The 22,780-nt window shown below is 36.5% G+C and carries 20 protein-coding genes; 8 read left to right on the top strand and 12 right to left on the bottom strand.

Features of this window, described 5'->3' with window-relative positions:
• Positions 1-5 precede the first annotated feature (5 nt).
• The 4 genes from AMDU4_RS03720 to AMDU4_RS03735 form a co-directional block, all read right to left on the bottom strand.
• Entirely contained in the window at positions 6-188 is a 183-nt protein-coding gene (locus tag AMDU4_RS03720; RefSeq protein WP_290704097.1) for a hypothetical protein, read from the bottom strand.
• A complete protein-coding gene (locus tag AMDU4_RS03725) occupies positions 181-792 on the bottom strand; it encodes a hypothetical protein (protein WP_021786643.1) in 612 nt (203 codons plus the stop codon). Before AMDU4_RS03725 ends, AMDU4_RS03720 begins: the two co-directional genes overlap by 8 nt.
• A 284-nt stretch (positions 793-1,076) precedes the next feature.
• Positions 1,077-2,174: a 26S protease regulatory subunit gene (locus AMDU4_RS03730; RefSeq protein WP_021786644.1), complete on the bottom strand. Its 1,098-nt coding sequence runs from the start codon at positions 2,172-2,174 to the stop codon at positions 1,077-1,079.
• Positions 2,167-2,619, bottom strand: a complete 453-nt coding sequence (locus AMDU4_RS03735; RefSeq protein WP_021786645.1) for a hypothetical protein — start codon at positions 2,617-2,619, stop codon at positions 2,167-2,169. Before AMDU4_RS03735 ends, AMDU4_RS03730 begins: the two co-directional genes overlap by 8 nt.
• Positions 2,620-2,763: 144 nt before the next feature.
• Here AMDU4_RS03735 and AMDU4_RS03740 point away from each other — a divergent pair, with 144 nt between their 5' ends.
• Positions 2,764-3,573, top strand: a complete 810-nt coding sequence (locus AMDU4_RS03740) for a glycosyltransferase family 2 protein (RefSeq protein WP_021786646.1) — start codon at positions 2,764-2,766, stop codon at positions 3,571-3,573.
• 136 nt (positions 3,574-3,709) lie between these two features.
• The gene (locus tag AMDU4_RS03745) at positions 3,710-4,207 is read left to right on the top strand and encodes a GNAT family N-acetyltransferase (protein WP_021786647.1); all 498 of its coding nucleotides are present in this window, start codon (positions 3,710-3,712) and stop codon (positions 4,205-4,207) included.
• Here the strand turns inward: AMDU4_RS03745 and AMDU4_RS03750 are convergent.
• Together AMDU4_RS03750 and menC are read right to left on the bottom strand one after the other, a co-directional pair.
• Positions 4,202-5,344 carry a M20 family metallopeptidase gene (locus tag AMDU4_RS03750; RefSeq protein ID WP_021786648.1) on the bottom strand — a complete coding sequence of 381 codons (1,143 nt, stop codon included), beginning with the start codon at positions 5,342-5,344 and terminating at the stop codon, positions 4,202-4,204. The two genes, AMDU4_RS03745 and AMDU4_RS03750, sit on opposite strands and share 6 nt — an antisense overlap.
• Complete coding sequence (menC, locus tag AMDU4_RS03755) at positions 5,341-6,426, bottom strand: o-succinylbenzoate synthase (protein WP_290704100.1); 1,086 nt, start codon at positions 6,424-6,426, stop codon at positions 5,341-5,343. Before menC ends, AMDU4_RS03750 begins: the two co-directional genes overlap by 4 nt.
• A 337-nt stretch (positions 6,427-6,763) precedes the next feature.
• Between menC and AMDU4_RS03760 the strand changes: the two genes are divergently transcribed.
• From AMDU4_RS03760 to AMDU4_RS03770, 3 genes are read left to right on the top strand one after another with little or no spacing between them, the layout of a single operon-like run.
• Positions 6,764-8,593 carry a glycoside hydrolase family 15 protein gene (locus AMDU4_RS03760; protein WP_021786650.1) on the top strand — a complete coding sequence of 610 codons (1,830 nt, stop codon included), beginning with the start codon at positions 6,764-6,766 and terminating at the stop codon, positions 8,591-8,593.
• Between the two features lie 47 nt (positions 8,594-8,640).
• Positions 8,641-9,972 carry a trehalose-6-phosphate synthase gene (locus AMDU4_RS03765; RefSeq protein ID WP_021786651.1) on the top strand — a complete coding sequence of 444 codons (1,332 nt, stop codon included), beginning with the start codon at positions 8,641-8,643 and terminating at the stop codon, positions 9,970-9,972.
• A complete protein-coding gene (locus AMDU4_RS03770) occupies positions 9,962-10,693 on the top strand; it encodes an HAD-IIB family hydrolase (RefSeq protein WP_290704103.1) in 732 nt (243 codons plus the stop codon). The genes AMDU4_RS03765 and AMDU4_RS03770 overlap by 11 nt, the downstream gene beginning before the upstream one ends.
• 63 nt (positions 10,694-10,756) lie before the next feature.
• Here AMDU4_RS03770 and AMDU4_RS03775 read toward each other — a convergent pair whose 3' ends face one another.
• Complete coding sequence (locus tag AMDU4_RS03775; protein WP_290704106.1) at positions 10,757-11,548, bottom strand: sugar nucleotide-binding protein; 792 nt, start codon at positions 11,546-11,548, stop codon at positions 10,757-10,759.
• Positions 11,549-11,669: 121 nt separating this feature from the next.
• Between AMDU4_RS03775 and AMDU4_RS03780 the strand changes: the two genes are divergently transcribed.
• Positions 11,670-12,869, top strand: coding sequence for an MFS transporter (locus AMDU4_RS03780; protein ID WP_021786654.1), 1,200 nt, complete (start codon positions 11,670-11,672; stop codon positions 12,867-12,869).
• Between the two features lie 87 nt (positions 12,870-12,956).
• Positions 12,957-15,311, top strand: a complete 2,355-nt coding sequence (locus tag AMDU4_RS03785) for a plasma-membrane proton-efflux P-type ATPase (protein ID WP_021786655.1) — start codon at positions 12,957-12,959, stop codon at positions 15,309-15,311.
• A gap of 649 nt (positions 15,312-15,960) precedes the next feature.
• Here AMDU4_RS03785 and AMDU4_RS03790 read toward each other — a convergent pair.
• The 5 genes from AMDU4_RS03790 to AMDU4_RS03810 form a co-directional block, all read right to left on the bottom strand.
• Positions 15,961-16,533: a hypothetical protein gene (locus AMDU4_RS03790; RefSeq protein WP_290704110.1), complete on the bottom strand. Its 573-nt coding sequence runs from the start codon at positions 16,531-16,533 to the stop codon at positions 15,961-15,963.
• A gap of 24 nt (positions 16,534-16,557) precedes the next feature.
• Positions 16,558-17,127, bottom strand: coding sequence for a hypothetical protein (locus tag AMDU4_RS03795; RefSeq protein WP_290704113.1), 570 nt, complete (start codon positions 17,125-17,127; stop codon positions 16,558-16,560).
• Position 17,128: 1 nt separating this feature from the next.
• The gene (locus AMDU4_RS03800) at positions 17,129-18,652 is read right to left on the bottom strand and encodes a hypothetical protein (RefSeq protein ID WP_021786659.1); all 1,524 of its coding nucleotides are present in this window, start codon (positions 18,650-18,652) and stop codon (positions 17,129-17,131) included.
• Between the two features lie 141 nt (positions 18,653-18,793).
• Entirely contained in the window at positions 18,794-20,401 is a 1,608-nt protein-coding gene (locus AMDU4_RS03805; protein WP_021786660.1) for an APC family permease, read from the bottom strand.
• A 539-nt stretch (positions 20,402-20,940) separates the two neighbouring features.
• Positions 20,941-21,594, bottom strand: a complete 654-nt coding sequence (locus AMDU4_RS03810) for a cyclase family protein (RefSeq protein ID WP_021786661.1) — start codon at positions 21,592-21,594, stop codon at positions 20,941-20,943.
• A 405-nt stretch (positions 21,595-21,999) separates the two neighbouring features.
• On the opposite strand from AMDU4_RS03810, the gene AMDU4_RS03815 reads away from it, so the two are divergent.
• A partial coding sequence (locus AMDU4_RS03815; RefSeq protein WP_290704116.1) for a helix-hairpin-helix domain-containing protein occupies positions 22,000-22,780 on the top strand: 781 nt, incomplete at its 3' end.

Consider the following 22,780-nt stretch of genomic DNA (forward strand, 5'->3'; position numbering starts at 1 on the left):
CCGGGTCAAACCCTTTTTATTTTATCAAGTATTTTCCTAAAATCACTTTTATTCCTTTCCTGCCTGAAGACGGAAATATCGAAGAACAGGTTATTTTCTCTTTTCTTTTTTACAGTCATAATGCCGGGGTTCCTATTCGCCCTATGCAATGGTTTATTCTCCCTCAATGGATGAAAATAGTTATTCATGTTCTCCATTGCGTTTTTCAAGTTCAGCATCTATTTCATCCGCTTTATCTGCAGTTGCACTGCTTTTGGCGGATCTCTTTTTTAAGAAATTGGTAAGGAGATCCTCTTCAGAAATAGGTGATTCTGAAGATTCGCTAAACCCAAGATTCTCATTTATCTGCTCAACCTGATCGTTTATAGAATTCAAATTATTGTCCGCAATATCCTTAATGCTGGCGAGGGATTTCATATAGCTGGCCTGCTGGTCAGGGGTAATTTTAAGGGCCTGAAATATGACTTCACTTTGACCGATCATATCCATGGCTTTTCCCGCGTCATTATACATATCAAGCTGCGATGATATTGAATCGAGAAGTATATTGGTACGGTCAAAATATGTAATGAATGCCCTTACATCATCTATCTGCTTTGAAAGTCCATGTTCAATATCCTTATAATCTCTCTCTTCGGCTGATTTTCGATTTTCTTCCAGAGATTGTGCCCTTTTCAAAAGTGCTCGTATAGCCCTCTTCAAATTCATCTGCAAATCCTTAATTTTGACCTTGGTTTCTTCTAATTCTTCTTCCTTTGAGAGTTTGGGTTTTTTCTTAGACAAAATAGACATAATATTTATAGTATTTACCTCATAATAAATATTTCGGTTAGAAATATGGCACGCTTAAGCAATAAATTAAGGTAAGAGTTTATAGAAATTATCTGCATTATTTAATCTCCATAAAATTTTAAAAAAATTAATAGTACATTTAGAGCGCAGGGAATTCAAGTCTGATAGAGATAATGCCTCTACACTCAAAGGATTTGATATAAGTCCCTATGTAAGTGCAAGTTCTGTCAGTGGAACTGGGAGCATCTGTGTTTTAGCATAACATGGCTCACATGCAATTCTCATCAAAGATTCAATATATAATCCTGATATTTTTTCAGCAAACCAACATCTATGGATGGGCGTATCTGTGAAATAACCTGAAGCAGGTCGTCCATAGAAACGTCAATTTTATTACCTGTCTTTACGACTTCCATAAAAACATTCTGCACAGCCTTTTTGCATATGAATTCTATATCTGCCCCAGAATACCTCTCAGTTTCATTGGCCAGCTCATCATAGTCTATATATCCCATATGCTTAACTTCTGAGAGTTTCAACTGGAAAAGTTTTTTCCTAGATTCATAGTCTGGTGGAGGTACATATATTTTTACATCAAACCTTCCAGGCCTCAATATAGCCTCATCAATACCCCAGGGATTATTTGTTGCAGCTATAATAAATACATTTCTGTCCTTCTGGGAAGTCAAACCGCCTACCTCAGTGAGAAGCTGGGACACTCCCCTTCTCGCCGCATCAGATTCTGATCCAGAACGCTTTGGCACCAGTGTGTCTATTTCATCGAAAAATAGGATTGATGGTGAAAGAAGATAAGCAGCGCGGAAAAGCAGGGAAATGTTCTTTTCAAACTGGCCAAACCACTGGCTGTAAAGAGTTGAGGGGTTTACATTTATAAAATTAGCTTTTACCTCATTTGCAATTGCCTTGACTATAAAGGTCTTTCCAGTTCCCGGTGGTCCATAAAGAAGCATGCCACCACTGAATTCTATATTATATTCCTCGGATAATTCCTTATACCGCATGGGATATATTATTTTAGACATTATTTCTGTTTTAACGTTTTCCAGTCCTGCAACATCCTGAAAAGTAACCTTTGGAATCTCAGGGGGCTCTATGTTTAATGTTTCAAGTATTTTCCTGCCTTCTGATAACCTGTCTTCCTCTACCGCTTCTCCTCCTATGGACTCATATATTTTCTTCAGGCTGGCCGCCTGGTTCAATCTTTTTTGTTTTAGTTTTCCAGTGGAATGTGATGCAATTTCCATTACCATCTTATATGCGGCTTTATAAATCTTGGCTGCTTCATTTCTGTTTCCCGAGGATTCCTCTTCCATTGCCTTTTTAATCATAAGGCCTACATGGTCAATCTTGCTTTCAGTCATAATACTGCTCCGTATCATCAAAATTTACGGACGTCTCGCTATATAATTTTGTTCGTTTCCATCCGCATGATATTGTATCAAATCTCATTTTAATTATATAATCATTGGGAAATACTGCGTATGATGTGAGTTTTATTGCAATCTGCTTTGGAAAGAACAGGTAATCATGATCCTCTTCCGCCTGTCCCCCATAAAATATCATTTTTACTTTGCTGCCTATAATCTGGCTGTAATCCTTAGGCCCCGTGCGTATTTGGGGACTGAGATTTTCATTCTCATCTATGAATTTTTTTATTTGTTCTATATCGCCGTTGAGAAGGCAGCCAACCTTAATTGTGTACATTTCCAGAACCTTTTTAGGGACATTAATGTATACCTTCGAGGCATCCTCATTCTGCATTTCATGATCTGACAATCGAATCAATGTCCTTACAATTAGGCTCATAAATCTTCACGATTATAATAATATAACATTATTTAAATTTATTTGTAATGCTAACAGGAAAGCCACTAGAAATAAATATTCTGATTATAAACAATGTGATAACCAATAAGCTTTAATCCAGCTAAGAATTATCTTAAATGTACCATGGAATCATATGATGTAAAGGAACTGCCAATATCCTATAACAGGGAAATAAAGTTGTCATTCTGTGCGGTGGCAATGAACATATCGGACAGTGTAAAGCGATCCCTTGAAAGCATAGTCAATGTTGCAGAGGAACTGGGACACCCATATGAACTGGTAATATCAACACATATGCAGGTTAATTTCAAATCAGACAGAATTAAATTCATAAATGAAACATTTGACACATACGGAGCTGGGAAACAGCTGGCATATCTTCACAGTACAGGCGATTATCTTATAATTTTCAATCCATCCACAGTATATAATTCCGAGACATCAGATGTTATACACAGTTTCCTTGAAAAAAGGGAGAAACGTGCATTAGTATACAGCCCTATGGTTATTGCCCGTGACATGCTGGATAAAACGGGAGGTTGGAGAAATCTCCGTGAATATGAGGACATAGACCTTCTGGCCCGTATTGCAGCAGAAGGGGGTATTGCAGCCTTCCCATCAGAACAATACGATTCGTTGAAATACAAAACTTCCAAAAAAAATTCATTTCTGGAGCGGATTATAAACTTCCGGGATGCCATAATATCATGCAATTTCAGTATAAAAGATGTAAAAATGTTCCATATTGAACCTTACTACATTTCTTTTCCTGCATTAGTACTGAGTAAAATATCTAAAACAAAGCCCTATAAATTCAAGGAAAATAATCGAATTATTGTTATGGAAAGCATAATAGAGTCATTGATCCTGAAAGATTACGAAAACTATCTTATACCTCGACAGGCTCCCGAAATTGCATATTGGCCGGAATGAAGTGCGTTATATGGAAAAAAGAAGTTATCTGTGGAACAAGGTAAATAAAAGTATCATGGAGATAATTGATGAAACTGAAGACTGAATTTTAAGATGTTTATCAATAAAAATAAATATCCCATTAAGTTGACATGTCATGTATAACGGCATAACTTACAGAAAAGCCAGTTGTCATGATGCCACTTTTATAGGTGCCATATGGAATCAGGGAATAGATGATGGGATTGCCACCCTTGAGATCGATAAGAGGGGTGCAGAATGGGTGAAAAACTGGTTATCCAATCGCGATCCAAGATATTCAGTGATTGTTGCAGACAATGAGGGAAAAATTGTGGGCTGGCTTTCTCTGAATCCTTTTAGCCAGAGAAAGGCGTACATGTTCGTTGCCGATATTTCCATATACATAGAAAGAAGTTACAGAGGCCATGGATTAGGAAGCAACCTTCTGGATCAGGGTATATTGGAGGCAAGAACAAATGGTTTCCATAAAATAATTCTGACAATGATTTCAGGGAATGAACATGCCCGGAATCTTTATATTAACCATGGGTTTAGAACTGTTGGCATCATGCATGAGCAGGGAATATTAAACAACAAGTGGATCGACACAGAAATTATGGAAAAAATATTATAAATTACCACCCGGACTTTCAATATTCTTCAGGATAAGATACAGGAGTGCGGTTCTTTCTGGAATTTGATTAACCAGAATATACTCATTATCAGAGTGAGCCCCCCCACCGACAGCACCAAGACCATCAATTACCGGGCAATAGTAAGAACAGAAATTTCCGTCACTTCCACCGGCAACAGAAGCCTCCTTCAGATCAAGCCCAATTTCTTCACCTATCTTCCTGACACTTAAAAAAAGTTCCTCTGAGTTTTCATTTTTTACTAATGGGGGCCTCAATTTATATTCTATTTCTCTTCTGGAACCGGGAATCCTGATAGGTGCTTCCTTCAATGCTTCTATAATTCTGTCCGACTCCTCTGGCAATTTATATCTTATATCCATTATACCCTGGCAAAAATCAGGGATCACATTGGATCTGCCACCGCCATTTATCACATTGAGATTTATGGATGTGCCCTTTTCCCTGTCGTTCAGTTTCTCAATAACAGGCACCATATATGCCATTTCATAGATTGCGTTTATCCCCTTTTCTGGCTCAAGTCCTGCATGTGCAGCCTTCCCATGAATTTTTACGGTAATAGTTCCCACACCGCTTCTCTCGGTTTTCAGTGCCCCATCCATTGAAGGTTCCATTACCAGAGTGAGAATAGATTTTTTTGCTTCTTCAATAATGATGTCCTTAGAGGAACCCGATTCTATCTCTTCATCTGAAGTAATCAGGAGAACGGTACTGTATTTCGGCCCACCTTTCTTGATAAGTGCTATTAATGCATAGAGTGTCTGTACCAGGCCTGCTTTCATATCAAATATTCCCGGCCCATATCCTTTTCCATCCTTTACGTTAAATGGCCTGGATTTCAATGTTCCCGCGGGAAAAACAGTATCATAATGGCACAGTAAAAGTACCTGGTTATCGTATTTTCCCCTTATGAACAGGCGTATGTTATTTCCCGCATCTGATGATTTTATGATTTCCGGTTTGACACCTAAATTATTTTCAATATACATTGCCATATAATCCGCAAATTTGTCAAGTAATTTTTTGTCTGTGGATGGTGTTTCCATTTCAATAAACGCCTTCAGGTCTGACAGCATATTGTTTTGTTGGGCATTGAAATATTCAAGTATGTCCTTCATACAATAAAACCCTCTTCAACTGTATACTTTTTCAGATATTCTTCACTAATTTCGACACCAATTCCGTAACCCATATTAGGCTTAATAGTTCCATTTTCCATAGTAAAAGGATTTTTAACTATGTCATGTGTAAAGTATTTGTCATTTGGTGATGTATCGCCTGGATAATCTATATCTGACAATGAGGCCATGGAAACATTAAACGATCTTCCAATTCCTGTCTCCAGCATTCCACCAATCCATACATGCCCCTTGAAATTCTTTACTATATCCATGACCTTGATAGAATTGCCTATTCCGCCAAGCCTGCCTTCCTTTATGTTTATAACGCTGCAAGCCTCCATTTCGAAGGCTTTTTGAGCTTTTTCAGGGGATGTGATGGATTCGTCAAGACATAATGGTGTGGATATTTCCTTTGCAAGCCTTGAGTGATAAATAATATCATCGTGGTAAAGTGGCTGTTCAAGATATATCAGGTCGTACCTATCTATTTTCTTAATTAATTGAAAGTCCTTTTCTGTATAGTCACTGTTTGCATCTGCACTCAGGGTTATATCAGGGAACTGATCCCTTACTGCGCCAAGTATCTGAGTTTCCTTGCCCTTCATTATCTTAACCTTTATTCTTTTATATCCGCGGTTAAGTGCATCCTGTATCTTTTTAAGTGTAACATTTATATCATCCATTCCCAGTGAAATACCGACATTTGCATACCCCCTGCTCTTTCCCATATATTCTGCCAGAGGTTTTTCTTTAACCTTTGCGTGATAGTCGTATAATAACATCTCCATGGAGGCCTTGGCCATATTATTTCCCTTTATAAACATGGTTTTTTTATTGAATTCCTGTGGTTCTGGGAGATCTTTTACTATCTGGGCGAGATATTTCTGCACAATGTGGATTACAGTATAATTGTCCTCCGAGCCATAAAATGGATTTTCATCTGTCACGCTTTCTGAATAGGCTGTTATCCCATTATGTTCAAGTGTGAATACATAAACATCCTTGTTCACGTCTGTGCCAAAACTGGTTGTAAAAGGGCTTATAAGTGGTATTTTCAGCTTATGGTAACTTAGTCTCATATAAATATAATGCATTTTGTTATAAATCTGTTTGCCTCGAATTTCTGATGCATCTATGAAATTTGCTCCATCTTTATTGTGACATCCTCCCCAAGCTAACCAGTAGATCAAAAATTTATTCTGTCAGATATTATATAGTACAGTTTTCCCATTCAAGATAACTGTAAAAAAGATAAAGCCGCTTGAATAAAATCAAAGCCATAAAAAGTGACTGTTAAAGCAAATATCAGAATCTAAATGGGACGGACTTGTTTCCCAACCACTCCGCATCGTTTATTAGATTATATATATTTATCTTCTAGTAAACTCTTTATATTTTATATCGCTTTATTTTGCAATGAGTACGTACAGGGGACTATATGATCTAAGGGAGGCATATAATTTGGATTACCTCAAAATTGCCAACCATGGCTTCATTGTGAACAACAGAACGGCTGCACTTGTAGGCATTGACGGAACAGTAGACTGGGCATGTTTCCCAAATTTTAATTCAAATCCTGTTTTTGACTCCATATTAGACTCAAAAAATGGTGGATATTTTAAAACTAAACCTGTAAAAGAGTGTAGTGTGAACCAGTATTATGAGGAATCAACCAATATACTCATAACAGAATTCATTGAAGATGGCCATGTAATACTGAGACTGACAGATTTTCTTCCTGTTTCATGGTACAGTACTATAACTTTTCCGGAGATACATAGATTTATCGAAGCACCATATTCAGATGTTGATATATTATTAGACCTGAAACCGGATTTTAATTTTGGATCTTCCCATGCAAAGATTCATGAAAACAGACATGGTTATCTATTTTCATCAGAAAACAGTACTCTGGGCATCTCTACAAATCTTAAACTCCAGAAAGGGGATGGGCGGGTATATAATCAGATAACCATGAAGAAAGATGAATATGAATGGGTTGTAATATTGAGTGGCATAAGGCAAATAGGAAATGTGAAACAGTACGGGTCATATGACAGAATAGATGAGACGAGAAAATACTGGAGGACATGGACAGATAAAATAAATTATAGCGGTTTATACTACGATTATGTACTGAGGTCCGCACTCACATTAAAGGGGCTATTTTATGAGCCCACTGGAATGATGGTGGCAGCTCCCACAACAAGCCTTCCTGAGACATTGGGTGGAGAAAGGAACTGGGATTATCGATATACATGGATCAGGGATACTGCCTATGTAATAGAATCACTCTCCCTTATTGGATTAAAAGACGAGGCTACAAAATTTCTTTATGATATAATGTCCACAGTTCAGAGGGATGGAAAGGTCAAAACAATATATTCCATTAACGGTGACGGCCAGATCGGCGAAGAAACAGTAAATCTATCCGGCTATATGAACTCAAGTCCCGTAAGAATAGGAAATAAGGCATCGGAACAACTACAAATAGACCAGTACGGATCAATAGTCGATGCAGTATTCAGATTTCAGGAGGCTGGAGGACTTGTAACCACATATCTCTGGGATTTTATAATTGAAATCCTTGACACCCTGAAAGAAATATGGAAATACCCGGATTCCAGCATATGGGAGTTCAGGTCTGAACCAAAACATTATCTGTATTCCAAATTTATTTCCTGGACAGCATTCCACCGTGCAATAAAAATGGGAAAGGCATTAGGCTATAGTGCTCCCTACATAGAATGGCACAGAATAGAAAACGAGATAAGAGCTGAAATAATGGAGAAGGGGTATAATCCGGCAGTAAAGGCCTTTACCCAGTACTATGGAAGTGATCAGGTAGATGCATCAGTACTGAGGATGCCATTGACAGGATTCATCAGTGCAGGCGACCCACGTTTTGTTTCCACTCTGGCCAAAGTAGAACATGACCTTAAGAATCCCTGTGAAATGTTTCTCCGGTATTTAAATGATGATGGATTAAAGGACCATGACAATGCATTTCTACTGCTTTCATTCTGGTATATTGAAGATCTGATACTGCTGGGAAGAGTTAAAGATGCAAAGGCAACATTCGAAAACATATTGAGGCATTCAAACCATTTGATGCTCTTTTCCGAGGAAATAGATTTCCATGGATGCGAGGAAATGCTGGGAAACTTTCCACAGGCAATTACCCATCTTGGCGTTATAAGGGCAGCAATTAAATTGGACAATGCATTAAGGAAGAAATCCTCATAGTTGCCTGCAAGTCATAAAACTTTAATTGAATAGCGCATTATAGCAATATGAGCAAACTTCTTGTTGTGACAAGCAGGGCACCGTTCTCTTACCGGTACTCGGCAAACGGGGAGATTCTGGTACCAAATGTAGGGGGAGTTGCCACAACTCTGGACTCAGTGCTGAGACGATATGGTGGCACGTGGGTATGCTGGGGTGACGGAAAAAACGACATAATGCACCCGGAAGAAACTATTAAAGGATACACAATAGATAGAATATTCCTGACAAAAAAGGAGAAAATTGGCTTTTACAACAGTTATTCAAACAGGGTTTTATGGCCACTGTTTCATTATTTTAGAGATAACATAGAATTTGATTCCACGGGTTTTAAACATTATTATACAGCAAATGAAAAATTTGCAAGAAAAATTAAAGAAAAGGCATATCCAGAAACCGTAATATGGATTCATGACTACCAGCTTATGATGGTTCCATCAATACTGAGAACTATGGATTTACACAACTATATAATATTTTCATGGCACATACCATGGGTATCCCCGGAATTCTTCAGCATATTGCCTGAGGGCAAATTTTTGTTACAGAGTATGTCAAAATCGAATTTGCTGACATTCCATACAAAATTATATGAAAAAAATTTTTTCAGGACCCTGCAATATGAGAAAATAAAGTTGCCGAAAGGATTAAAATCACTGGCTATACCACTGGGTATAGACACAAAAATGTTTTCCCCTTCAAAGCATAAAGCGGAAGTATCAAAAAAAGATAAAATTGTCATAATATTTTCAATAGACCGGCTTGACTATACTAAAGGGCTGATACAGCGTGTTAGAGCCATAGAAAAAATTCTAGGTTATAGAAAGGACTTAATCGGGAAATTCGTTTATATAATGAATGTGACACCAAGCCGGACGGGAATTCCAGAATATGAGAAAATAAAAAATCAACTTGAGATGGAAGTGGGAAAGGTCAACGGCCTTTACAGCACAACCTCGTGGATTCCTATAGTTTATATGTACAGAAAAATATCATCAAGATCTCTGCAATCATTATATGCGAGGGGCAATATAGCATTAATAACCCCATTAATTGACGGACTTAATCTGGTTTGCAAGGAATATGTGGCCACCACAAAAGATGGAATACTGATACTCTCTAAATTTGCTGGTGCCGCAGAAGGCATGGAGGGGGCATTAAAGGTAAATCCGAATAACATAAATGAACTGGCAAGTTCCATAGTTAGAGCAATGGAAATGGATAAAACTGAGAGGAGAGCCAGGCTTGAAAAATTGAAAAAGTACGTCCAGTCAAAGAATAGCGACTGGTGGTATAAAAGAATAATAAATGTGGCAGGACGGCAATATGATGCATTCTGAAAATGAAATAATTCATGGCATTGCCGAAATAATGCCCATGGCACCGCAACTTTTTCTGGATTATGACGGCACACTTGTGCCTATAATTAAGCACCCTGAAATAAACCAGGCAGATTCCGATCTGTTAAAATTAATTGCCACTCTTGACTGTAGACTGGAAACCTATATTGTCACAGGAAGGGAAGTTAAGGACATAGTAGAATTTCTGGGTGATTACAACATCATAGGCCTTCATGGATCTGTATTTCATATCAGTGGTGAGACTATTGTAATTCCGAAGTTCAATATGTATACTGATTTATTTAAGAGAATATACACAGAGAATCTCTACCTGGAGAAGCGTTTTCCGGGTTTGAAAATGTACAACAAAACCGGCGGTGTTATGTTCCACCTGGGAAATATACGCTCTTCACAATATTTTTCCCTTATACATAAGATTGCCAATTTTCTTGCATGCCGTTATAAACTGGATCTATACTGTGGAATTGATATTATGGAATTAAGAATTCCCCATGTCAATAAGGGCAATGCAATCAGATCCACCAGAAACAGGAATCGGCCAGCCATAATTATCGGCGATGACAATACAGATGAGGATTCATTTATCGCCAATCCTGATGCAATAACAATAAAAGTTGGTGAAGAAGAAACACATGCACGCTTTAGTATATATTATGAATCCGTTAGACCATTACTGTGGAAACTTATAAAAATTTTATAACTTCAATATAGTAATTTTAAAACTAAAATGTTCTTGAACTGCCTGATACATTAATACTGGTGCCTATCTGGGCAAAAAATCCATAAAATCAATGTCCTCAAGGCCTGTAAATTCTAAATTATACAGTTTATGAATCATAGACATGTCCATGCGGTAATCGAGATTTTTTCCTGTATAGGTTTTTATAAATGGGCATGCGTTATCATTGAATGATCTGTAGAGTCTTGAACCAAATTCATAAAGCGTCATTGTTTCATCGCTGGCTACATTTATAATCTGCCTGTCCATATTTTTCATTACCTTATATGCGATAAGAGAAAGATCGGAATTCAGCACTGGATTCAATATAATGTTGTTATTAAGTTTTACTGGCATTTTGCTTCTTATGGCAGCGAGTATATCAGTATAAATATTGTATGTACATTTCCCGTATGTCATTCCCCTTCTTATTATAAGGTAATGGTCATTCTGCTTAACTGCCTGCTCAGCCTTAATCTTTGTTTTGCCGTATTCAGTTTCTGGTACTGTTTTATAATTTTCATTTTTTGGCAATGTTGATGAGGAATAGACTAACTGGCTTGACAACAATACTTTCTTTCCTGCATGAAACCTTTCATTGACAAATTCCTGGATCTTAAAATTCATTTCCAGAAAATTAGTACTTTTGGAATAAAATGGTATATCAAAATTATTTATTATAAAATCATAATTATCTGGGAGTTCCATTAACGATTCCAAAAAATTTTCAATTCCCTTCAGTGGATAAAGCAACTGTATTTCATCCCTATTCCCGTAGTCCCTGGCAAATCTAAAGCCAAAACTTTCGTCCCCGTCTATGATAAGGATGTTTGACATTATAATATATTTCATTCAGGAATATAAGCATGAATATATTTTATTCATAAATACTTTAGAGATATATAATTGTCACGTAAATATTTATATATTATTCTGTAATATCTGAAAATAGGTATTTATGGAGAAAAAGAATATTAGTTTTATTTATCTGGCTATCACTGTTATCATAATGACCTTCTCAATGAGGGCCACAAATAATATGATAATTACCACCGTTCCCTTGCTGGCAAAGATAGATTTGGGTTTCTCCAGATTTCTTGTTGGTATAATATCTGCAGTTATCTACCTCTTCACATTTACTGTTACGTTTTACATCAATCCCCGGTTAAATTCCAGAATACGAAGGCACCTCTTTATAGGAGCAAATTTTGCAATACTTTTTTCCCTTATATCATATTATTTTGCCAACGGGATAACAATATGGGCAATATCAGCACTTGCAGGACTGGCATACGGTATTATGATGCCCAATCTTATCACATCTTCAACGCTCCTGAAAGACCAGAAAGAACGTGAGAGGCTAATATCACTTTATTCCGTCGGTTTAAGCCTGAGTTTAATATTGGGGCCCACTATAGAGTATTACATTCTTACCTTTGTGAACTACCGGGATGTCTTTCTTTTCTTCATACCAGTAGTCGTTGCTGGGGTAATAGTTTCAACAATGATTAAATTTCCAGACACAAAAAATGAAACACATGCAAATGTCATGAAAAATGATGGCTTGAAGGCAAGCATACTTACAATAACAACCTACAATGTCCCATTTGCAGCATTGAGCGTTTTCCTTACACTTTATGCAATAGCACGTTTTCACGTTTCAGGAGCAGTTGCCTATTCCCCGTACATATATTTCTTTTCAGTGTCATTCCTTACAAGAATTGTGCTGACAATACATCCATTAAAACATATTAAGATTCCACTTATAATTTCAATAATAATTACAGGCCTTTCAATGATGATGTTTCCGTTTCTTACCACATTCACATCATTTCTCCTGGTAATGATGGTTCTGGGCATACCACACGGCTCAATATTTCCCATGTCCACAATAATGATTGCAAGGGGTACAACTATAGAGCAGAGAAGTGCCGCAAATTCATATTTTATGGCATATAATAATGTGCTTTTCATGATTATACCACTGGTATTCGGTTATATTGTGAAATTTATAGGGTATGATTATTCTTTCTTTATACTCATAGTACCTGTAATATTCTCTGCCCTTTACCTGTTCAAGAGATATGGATCAAATTCCACAATATTCATTTCAAACAGAAAAGTACCCCCGATAAATGCAATCCCGGCAAGAAAATAATCAACGATTTATAATATTACTTATTTTTGAATAATTTTATATTTTTCAATAAACTTAAATGCAGTATAGCTATAATTAACGGATTTAATGGCAAAACCAGAGGAAATTTCACTGGATGATTTATTTAAAAAGTTAAATTCTTCTCCTTCGGGGCTTTCAGACAGTGATGCAGAGTCCAGATTGCAAACCTATGGCTATAATGAGGTTGCAGAGAAGAAACAAAATTTCTTGCTTAAATTTTTGAAAAAATTCTGGGCGCCTATTCCATGGATGCTGGAATTTACAATAATAATAACCTTTGTTCTGGGCAAATATGACGATACAGTAATAATACTTTTTCTGCTTGTATTCAACGGCATAATATCATTTACCCAGGAATCAAAGGCTGATAACGCAGTGGAGCTGTTAAAGAAAAAGCTTTCAGTCCAGGCGAGAGTTTTGAGAAATGGAAAGTGGAACCCTATTGAGGCGAGGCTTCTTGTTCCCGGGGATATTGTCCATTTAAGGCTTGGAGATGTGGTTCCGGCAGATATTGTAATAATAGACAACGAACTGGAAATAGACCAGTCCGCACTCACAGGAGAGTCACTTTCAGTAACAAGGAAAAAAGGGGACACCATATATTCCAGCTCCATTGTAAAAAGAGGTGAATGCAACGGTATCACAGTCGAAACAGGGTCTAAGACGTATTTTGGGAAAACAACAGAGCTTGTAGCGGCAGCAAAAACAAAATCGCACATAGAAGAGCTCATTATGAGAATAGTCAAGTATCTGATTGGAATAGATACTATTCTTGTTGTAGCCCTGATACTGTTTTCCATTTATCAGGGGGTAAGCCTTAGCGATGTGATACCTTTCGCCCTTGTAGTATTAATTGCATCAATACCTGTGGCCCTACCTGCCACATTCACAATAGCAATGGCGCTTGGAGCACTTCACATGTCAAAGCGTGGAGAAATAGTCACAAGACTGTCAGCTATAGAGGATGCAGCATCCATGGATACATTATGCATGGATAAAACCGGCACTATCACAGAAGACAGGCTTACCATAAAAACACCCAAGGTTTACAGTGAAGATGAACAGGCATTAATCAAGTACGCCTCATATGCATCGGAAAGGGAAAGCGAGGATCCTATTGACAATGCCATACTGGACTATGCAGAATCAAAATCCATAAAAATAGATTATTCTACTAGAAGCGGGTTCACTCCCTTCGATCCCGCAATTAAACGTACTGAGGCAATTATAGAAGAAAATGGCAAATCCATAAGAATAGTTAAGGGTGCACCACAGGTCATAGATCAGTTGTCCGGCACCGTTCCTGACGGATACGAGGATGATGTCAAATATTTCTCTTCTCAGGGATTCAGGATAATTACCGTGGCAGTAGGATCAGAAACACTGGAAATTAAGGGTATTATACCGTTATATGATCCACCGAGAAAAGACTCGAAGGAACTTATTTCCGAGCTTAAGCAAATTAATGTATCCCCAGTAATGATTACGGGGGACAATACACTCATTGCAGAGGAGGTTGCAGGGGAGATCGGTCTGGACAAGAAACTCTGTGACACCAGCACCATAAAGAGTAACTATACAGGTGCATCTGATTGTTCCGTTTTTGCCGAGGTTTTCCCGGAGGATAAATACTATATAGTTAAGGCCCTGCAAAAATCAGGGCATATTGTGGGCATGACTGGCGACGGCGTAAACGATTCACCAGCATTGAAACAGGCAGAATTTGGTGTGGCGGTTGCATCGGCAACGGATGTGGCAAAGGCGTCTGCAAGTGTGGTTCTCACCCATCCCGGGCTTACAGATATTGTGGACGGGATAAAGTCAGGCAGAAGAATTTACCAGAGGATGCTGACATACACACTGAATAAAATAATGAAAACGATCCAGGTTGCATTCTTCCTTACCCTTTCATTTTTTGTGGTAAGATTTTTTGTTACCACACCATTCGATGTTATCCTTCTTATTTTTGCCAATGACTTTGTAACCATGTCCATAGCCACGGACAATGTGGGATATTCTATAAAGCCAGAAAAGTGGAACGTAAGGTCTCTTATCTATTCATCAGTTATACTCTCAGCATTCCTTGTAGTAGAGGGTTTTGTGTTCCTTTACATCGGATTAGTGGCAAGAATGGGAATGAACGAGATACACACATTTATCTTTGATATGCTCGTATTCTCGGGACAGTTTACCGTTTATATGGTAAGGGAAAGGAAAAGATTCTTTAATTCAATGCCTTCGAGGGTTCTTCTCATTTCCAGTATCTTAGATATAATAGTCATCTCAGCAATATCCTATTATGGCATACTGGTAACTGCAATTCCATTAAAATTTATACTGATCAGCATTGGAATAACATTTATTTGGATGGTTTTCATGGACAGCATAAAAAATATAGTATTCAGGCATTATAAACTATAAAATTAAATTTGTTGCATATGTTTACTGTACCTTTATCGTTGAATGTATAAAAACCAAAGATGTTTGCCCTGAACTTTGATGCGTTCTTTATTATGGCAGATTTCTTGAAAGGAGCAACTCAATCAACTAAACCTATTTTTTTAGTTTTTCATATGCATCATCTAGTTTCCTGTAATTTGCATAGCATAGTTTTACAAAATCAATCTCGAAGTTTTTCAGCATTTTTCTTATCTGCCTCACTGAATATTCAACATTGAACTTTGTTTATATATGTTCCATAATGTCCTTTGCATCAAGCAATGGCTTAAGTTCATCTTTCTGTTCCGTTGAAAGTTTTCCAGGATTTCCACCTGCAAATCTTGGAATGAGGCCATCATAATCTGATTCGTACTATCTTTTCAACCATTCATAGACGATTACCTTAACGACCCCATCAGTCTTTGCTGCTTCTGGAACGTTTTTCCTTCATGCAGTTCATTTACCAAAATAAATCTCTACAGCATCTTTCCTCTTTTCTGCTCTTCCTTTATTCATTTCCTCAATTTCATGGAGTCCGATGCCCCTTAGTTTTATAGATCCACTTTTGCACATAATGAAGCACAGAAATACATTTTATAAAGTTATCTCGAATACTATACTAGAGATTAAATTAATTAATCCTGGTTCCCTTTAAAGTAAAATTATATTGGAAATACCGCTCTTTCCCATTGAAATGGTATATATAGATATTATATACTGGTACAATGTCAAATGACACAGAGTATGAATTATTACCTACTGTTAGAAGAGAATTCGCCATAGGTACTTCCATAGTATTGTGGCCATATACATGCATTTTGGGAGAGGAACATCCTGTTATCGAATAATTGAAAGGACGATATTCGAGGCTAATATTTTTTATCACAAGTGATATTCCTGTTATTGGGAAATTTAGTTTCTGGTTTAATTCATATATATTTATACAGCAATAAAATGTTGAACTCACGTTATATGTGTCGCCAGGAATATGGTAATCTACAACATATTCGGCTGTGGAATTACCATATGTTAAGTTAACATATTTTATTCCCAAAATCTCAGGATGGTTTATATCACTTTTAAGTTGACTCTGGTTTATTGTATTTATATGAAGTGGCTCTGTATCTAAATTATATCTTGTGAATGATATTATAATGATAATTATAACGAATATTGTTAAATATTTAATTATTGATTTTTTCATATTAATTCCTCTACTCATACTAAATTAATTAATCCTTGTTCCCTTTAAAGTAAAATTATACTGGAAATACTGTTCTTTTCCATTGAAATGGTATATATAGATATTATATACTGGTACAATGTCGAATGACACAGATACTGAAGTATTACCCACTGTTGAAAGACAATTCGCCATACCTATTCCCATAGTATTATTGCCATATACATGCATTTTGCGAGAGGAATATTCTTCTATCGAATAATGGGAAGAACGATTTTCAAGGTTAATATTTTTTATCTCCAGTGATATTCCTGTTATTGGGAAATTTAGTTTCTGGCTTAATTTATATATCATTATTTGGCTATAAAATGTAACGCCCACACAATATATATTGTCAGGAATTTGGTAATATACAACATATTCGGCTGTGGAATTGCCATATGTTAAATTAACATATTTTAACCCTAAAATCGGATTTTTTGTCAGGTTATAGGATTTTAATTGGTTCTGGCTTATTGCATTTATATGAGGTGGTTCTGTATCTAAATTATATCCTGTGAATGATATTATAATTATAATGAATATTGTTAAATATTTAACTATTGATTTTTTCATATCAATCGCTTCTCTGATATTGCCCAAGTTTAAACGTTTCACTTATCTGGGTTTCATACTGGCCGTTTTCATTTTCAACGGGTTTCAGGTTTTTATTAATAATCTTGAATGTGCTAGTATATGTTATGTAATTCCAGTAGGGATTATTCGATGTGCCTCCATTATTATTCTGGAAATGCATATCTATACAGTCACCAAATTCATGAACGTTTTTAATATGATATTCTGGTATAAATCCATATAAATATGTACAATAGCCATATGATATAGATGGCCAGTATACACCAGCTTTTGGTGATGTCACAGTTCCTGCATTTGCTGTTATCTCAAAACCGTTGGAAACACTTCCAGCAGACACATCAGTGCCACTTCCAAATAAGGAGAATGGATTTGGTATTGATACACCGGCAATCTCCAGTATTACATTGAGGAAATTGAATGCTGCATTTATGTCTGTCTTCATACTTGATACACAATTTTTCTGATGGTCCTGCAGGTAACTCTTGTAACTGTGTACTTTAAAATTGTCATTGCCTCCATTATTATCCACCATTTTCTGTTCTATACAGTTAACATTATAGGACGACGATGTGGGACTGAAAGTTGAATCAATACGGAAGTAAAATGTATTACCGGACGGGGCCAAATATTCAGGAGTCTGTGCAGTTTCTGTTATCTCACCAACCTCAGCACCATTTGAATCAAATACGCATCCACCAGTACTTAAACCGGTTGTGATATTGCCATAGGTAACACAGTTTGATGCACCGGATGAATCGGAAGCATCTGTTATTGCAGGGTCTATTGTATATGTTTCATCCTTTGCCAGGGTTATATGGTATTGCATAGTTAAAACTGCATAGTTGCCGTCCTTTATTATCATTGTTGATGAAGGCATTGAATTCAATGGATTTATCATAATATTACCAAACATTAATGGGTTGTATGTACTCCGTATATTCATAAGGGTGATTCCATTGACAGAATTAAAGTTCTTATTTATGCTATGATTGTTTGACAATTCTATGATATTATTTGATGGCAGTATTGCATTAAACTGTACTGTATAATTGAATGTTGAATTATTTAAATTCTTTATGGCCATGCTTGCATGGACACTGTTGCCATAAAAGGAATATATGTATGCCACACTGACATTATTATTTTTAAGTGTTTCAACAGCAGAATTCTGTGCCTTATTGTTTATCATTTTATTTCCAAGTACCTTTAATTTTTCCCTGTTAAAATTTTTATTCAATACTGACCACTGTGATGAATAATATCTGTTATTTAACTTTATAAATGGATCATTCCCTGAAAAAATTATGCCATTATTATTAAAATTATATGCTTTCCCTGAAGGTTTAATATGAAATAGGGATATTTTATTAGCTGTATTATTTTTCAAAGCAGGAATGTATGATAAATTGCTACTATTATTTAAATTATCAGCCACAGGAACAAATGCAGTTGCCATAAAGATAGATACCATTAACACATCTATTATTACCTTCTTTCTATGCATAATAATGTAAACGTCTGACCATATATAAATTTTTGTCTGACCATGCCACTTTTATCCAGTAATGTAATTAATAATGTATTAAAAATTACATTCAAAAAACGTTAAAAGATTCACGTGAGAACCTAAATAATATCAATTATTTTAATCATTAGCTATATTTTTTATATTATTATTTTTATTTTTTTGATATTCTACACTTTTGATCCCTAGAGCTACCCCAACAAAGTAGAATACTGCGGTCACTACTATGAATAGGAGAGAATCGTAGGGAAAGATAATGAAATTCCTTCCACCAAAGAAACCACTACCAATGTATGACATAAACAGGACAAATAGAAGATAAACAGGCATCCAAATACCGTATAACGCAAGTTTACCTTCGATTTTATTGTAATGATTATAAATGATTAACAAGAAAAGCCCTCCAAGATCAAGTGGTATAATAATTTCTACAGCGGCAAATCCAGACCAATACACAAGAATATTGGCAATAATGAAGGAGATTGGTGCAAAAATATGCGCAAATGGAAGCTTGAATGGCCTTTTTGTATCAGGATCTGTTTTTCTGAATACCATGAGGCTTATAGCTCCTGGTGCATAGGAAAGTAGAAATCCGTCAACCATAATGCCTATAATTGTGGCAAGAGACCTGCCCAGTGCAACTAAAACTATTGTGACCACCAACACAAGCAGAATGGAATAGATAGGAACACCACGTATGCTCATTCTATCAAAAAGTTTTGGAAGGAATCTATCATCCCTCGCAAGCACTTCTCCAACCCTGGCTGTGCTTCCATAATATATGACGCCATCCTTGAAAGTGGCAATCAATGCCACCACTATAGCCACAACAACAAGTGCGGGTAATGCTAATATCTGGGATATGGATGCATAGGGTGCACTGTAATGGAAAAAGGCTGCCCAATTTCCACTGTTAACATGAAATTTTGAAAAATTGACTGCCCCGGCAAACACAAGAGACTCTAAAGTGAATACTAATCCGGATATCATCAGAGCCGCTATTATTGCTATGGGTATACTTTTCCCAGGGTCTTTAACTTCCTCTGAATAATCAATAGGTTGCCTAAAACCACCATAGCCGAATACAGTTAATGTTATTGCACCAAATAGTCCAGTGAATCCGTATGGTGTAAATCCTCCCACGGCACTTGATACCAGATTTGATGGTTTAAAATAGAATGCTAACGTAATTATGACAATACCTATCAACAGCAGGGTGATTATTGTGAGTATAAGGTTAATTTGGCCCATATGTTTTATTCTCATAACATTGATTGCAAAAACTAATACCAGTACTATTTCGGCTACTGCTATGCCCAAATATGTCAGAGTACCATTACTATAAAGTGGAGGATAATAGAAACTTAAGTATTCTACTACGGCAAAAACTATAATTGGTCCGACAAAAAGATACCCTACCATTGATGCCCAACCATTCAATGCTCCGACAACTGGTCCATTTGTTTTTGTGGGGTAATATGCAACACCACCGGCTTTAGGATAGGTGGTTCCAAGCTCTGCAAAAACCAGTCCTATTGGAATTATCATTACCATAGCTATTGGCCATGCCAGAATTCCTGAAGGCCCTGCATAAGCCAGTGTATATACCGGTGCATAGGCAATAGCTGGGCCTAGTATTCCTCCAAGTGCTAGCATTATAACTCCCCATAGCCCGATGTCCTTCCTGTAGGCTCTTTTATCTTGTTGAGGATTGTTAACCTGAGTCATAAAAAATAAACTATACATAATATTAATATTTTGTGGCTAAATTCACATATAAATGACGAAAAATTGCAATAATACAAATATCTCATAAAATTTAAAAATTTATATTAAACTCAAGTGAGCGAAAAGTTTTTCTTTTGCTATGGACAGAATAATATTATCCATGATACACCGCACAATAATGAGAATACCAATTAATTTGCTGTATTAGTTATGCCCTGGCTAATCCGCAGAAATGATATGGATACTGTAATATCAAACCCATTCAAAAAGTGTTAGATAAAGCATGCCACTGCAATGTACACAGCTTATAATTGATAAATGTATTAATCCTGATACAAAAATAAAGAGAATATGGAATAAAAGATGCAAATGAAAAAATAGGAAGAGCCATTCCAGGGTATCCGAGAGTAGAAATTGAAGCTATGTCTGTAGACCAGCTTCCATCCTTGAAAGTGAGACTTTCTACCTTAGCTGGTATAAAATGTCTCTGATGTTTCTATATATTTCTTCATGCAATATCTATCAGGAATTGCGAATATTCATGCTATTTCCAGTGCTACCACACGTGCCATAGAACCGCTTGCACCATTTAATTTCAACGGCAAAGCCATTATAAAGTACTCTTTCCCCGGAGTTAACTTATCAAGATTGGTCAAATCTTCTATAAAAGCCATATCTGTTGCCAGAAGAGCCTTGTGAACTCTAAAATCACTGTGAGAGTATGGATCAATCCCCAGAGAATCTATCCCCAGAAGCTTTGGTTTATGAGCTTTAATAAATTCTACGGAATCATCTGCTAATCCCGGAAATTCGTATTGAAATTCTTTTGTATAAGATCTCTTTTTGTCCCATCCCGTATTGATAAGTATGATATTACCGTCATACTCGGGTTTCCATATTTTTTTTAGCGCATAACCATGAATTTCAGTCCCTTCTATCTCTGGTTTTATACAATACCCTGGCCCGATTATCTGTTCCAATGGTATTTTATCAACTGTTCTTGCACCATCTATCATATGATATGGTGCGTCCATATGGGTTCCTGTATGCGTTACCGATTCGTATCTTTCAACGGTATATCCATCCCTTGCCAGAAGTCCTACTGGATCGACCCTTACAAGAGGATTTGTTGGCCAACATGGCATATTCGGTCTGATGTCAACGGAAAGATCGAAATAATTCTTAACTTCCATAAAACAATAACCATAATGCATATTTATAAATTTTCCCTTTTAAGACAGGGAATTAAAATCATTCATTGTGATTTGATTCTTTGTGCAAATCCTGCCTACAGGTTCCACAATACCTTTAATTTTTATGATGCCCTGGAGGCTATTTCCTGCTGAAAATGTTGTTAATCTCCTCAAGCCTGTACAGAAACTATTATCTGTGATATTCCGAATTTCAATAATGAATTGGTATAAACATATCCACAGGTATCTTAATGGCTATCGTTCCTTTTAACATTTGTGACCTAGGATATCTCTGGTCTGGGAAACAATTGAGCCTGACATGGAATAAAGTGAAAGGCATTTATGGATAACTGTTGCAAAACAGGAAAGCCATAAGTTTATAATTTAAATGTTTATTGATTCATTATGAAGAATAAGGAAATTGCAGATATGTTTAACGATTTATATTATATATTGAGCATGGATGAGAAATCAAAGTTTGAAGCACTGGCATATCAGAGGGCTGCCCGCAGCATTGAATCTATGCCAGAGGATGTTTCGATTATTTATAAAAGGGAGGGCATTGAAGGCCTGCTTAAAATACCAGGAATCGGAAAAGGGCTTGCTTCCCATATTGTAGAATATTTAACAACTGGAAAAATAGAAAAATATGAAGAATTAAAAAATGCATATCCTATTGACTTCAATGGCCTGATGAGGTTAGAGGGATTTGGCTCCAGAAAAGCCATAATACTTTACAATACACTTGGCATTAAAAATGTTGAGGAGCTTAAAAAGGCTGCAGAAAACCATGAAATACGCGATATACCTGGATTCGGAGAAAAAAGTGAGGAATTAATATTAAAAAGCATATCCTTGCTGGATTCTATTGGCGGAAAAATCCTATTGGGAACTGGCCTTGCTGAGGCTAGAAAAATAATATGGTATCTCACAGCTGCAAATCTTGCCGATAGATGTGCAATAGCTGGATCAATACGAAGAATGAAAGAAACTGTTGGGGATATTGACATACTGGTGATATCATGGAACCCAGAAAAAATTATGAAAATGTTTGTTAAATTCGAGGATGTAAAATCTGTAATTGTGAGGGGTAATACTAAAACCACAGTTTTATTGAATACAGGAACAACCTGTGATCTCAGGGTGATAAAACCTGAAAGTTTTGGATCTGCATTGCAATATTTCA

The sequence above is a fragment of the Ferroplasma sp. Type II genome, from assembly GCF_000496155.1.

Bases quoted from the DNA above. Each gene is read 5' to 3' on its own strand.
- AMDU4_RS03720 (WP_290704097.1), bottom strand. From the start codon at position 188: ATGAATAACTATTTTCATCCATTGAGGGAGAATAAACCATTGCATAGG.
- AMDU4_RS03725 (WP_021786643.1), bottom strand. From the start codon at position 792: ATGTCTATTTTGTCTAAGAAAAAACCCAAACTCTCAAAGGAAGAAGAA.
- AMDU4_RS03730 (WP_021786644.1), bottom strand. From the start codon at position 2,174: ATGACTGAAAGCAAGATTGACCATGTAGGCCTTATGATTAAAAAGGCA.
- AMDU4_RS03735 (WP_021786645.1), bottom strand. From the start codon at position 2,619: ATGAGCCTAATTGTAAGGACATTGATTCGATTGTCAGATCATGAAATG.
- AMDU4_RS03740 (WP_021786646.1), top strand. From the start codon at position 2,764: ATGGAATCATATGATGTAAAGGAACTGCCAATATCCTATAACAGGGAA.
- AMDU4_RS03745 (WP_021786647.1), top strand. From the start codon at position 3,710: ATGTATAACGGCATAACTTACAGAAAAGCCAGTTGTCATGATGCCACT.
- AMDU4_RS03750 (WP_021786648.1), bottom strand. From the start codon at position 5,344: ATGAAGGACATACTTGAATATTTCAATGCCCAACAAAACAATATGCTG.
- menC (WP_290704100.1), bottom strand. From the start codon at position 6,426: ATGAGACTAAGTTACCATAAGCTGAAAATACCACTTATAAGCCCTTTT.
- AMDU4_RS03760 (WP_021786650.1), top strand. From the start codon at position 6,764: ATGAGTACGTACAGGGGACTATATGATCTAAGGGAGGCATATAATTTG.
- AMDU4_RS03765 (WP_021786651.1), top strand. From the start codon at position 8,641: ATGAGCAAACTTCTTGTTGTGACAAGCAGGGCACCGTTCTCTTACCGG.
- AMDU4_RS03770 (WP_290704103.1), top strand. From the start codon at position 9,962: ATGCATTCTGAAAATGAAATAATTCATGGCATTGCCGAAATAATGCCC.
- AMDU4_RS03775 (WP_290704106.1), bottom strand. From the start codon at position 11,548: ATGTCAAACATCCTTATCATAGACGGGGACGAAAGTTTTGGCTTTAGA.
- AMDU4_RS03780 (WP_021786654.1), top strand. From the start codon at position 11,670: ATGGAGAAAAAGAATATTAGTTTTATTTATCTGGCTATCACTGTTATC.
- AMDU4_RS03785 (WP_021786655.1), top strand. From the start codon at position 12,957: ATGGCAAAACCAGAGGAAATTTCACTGGATGATTTATTTAAAAAGTTA.
- AMDU4_RS03790 (WP_290704110.1), bottom strand. From the start codon at position 16,533: ATGAAAAAATCAATAATTAAATATTTAACAATATTCGTTATAATTATC.
- AMDU4_RS03795 (WP_290704113.1), bottom strand. From the start codon at position 17,127: ATGAAAAAATCAATAGTTAAATATTTAACAATATTCATTATAATTATA.
- AMDU4_RS03800 (WP_021786659.1), bottom strand. From the start codon at position 18,652: ATGCATAGAAAGAAGGTAATAATAGATGTGTTAATGGTATCTATCTTT.
- AMDU4_RS03805 (WP_021786660.1), bottom strand. From the start codon at position 20,401: ATGACTCAGGTTAACAATCCTCAACAAGATAAAAGAGCCTACAGGAAG.
- AMDU4_RS03810 (WP_021786661.1), bottom strand. From the start codon at position 21,594: ATGGAAGTTAAGAATTATTTCGATCTTTCCGTTGACATCAGACCGAAT.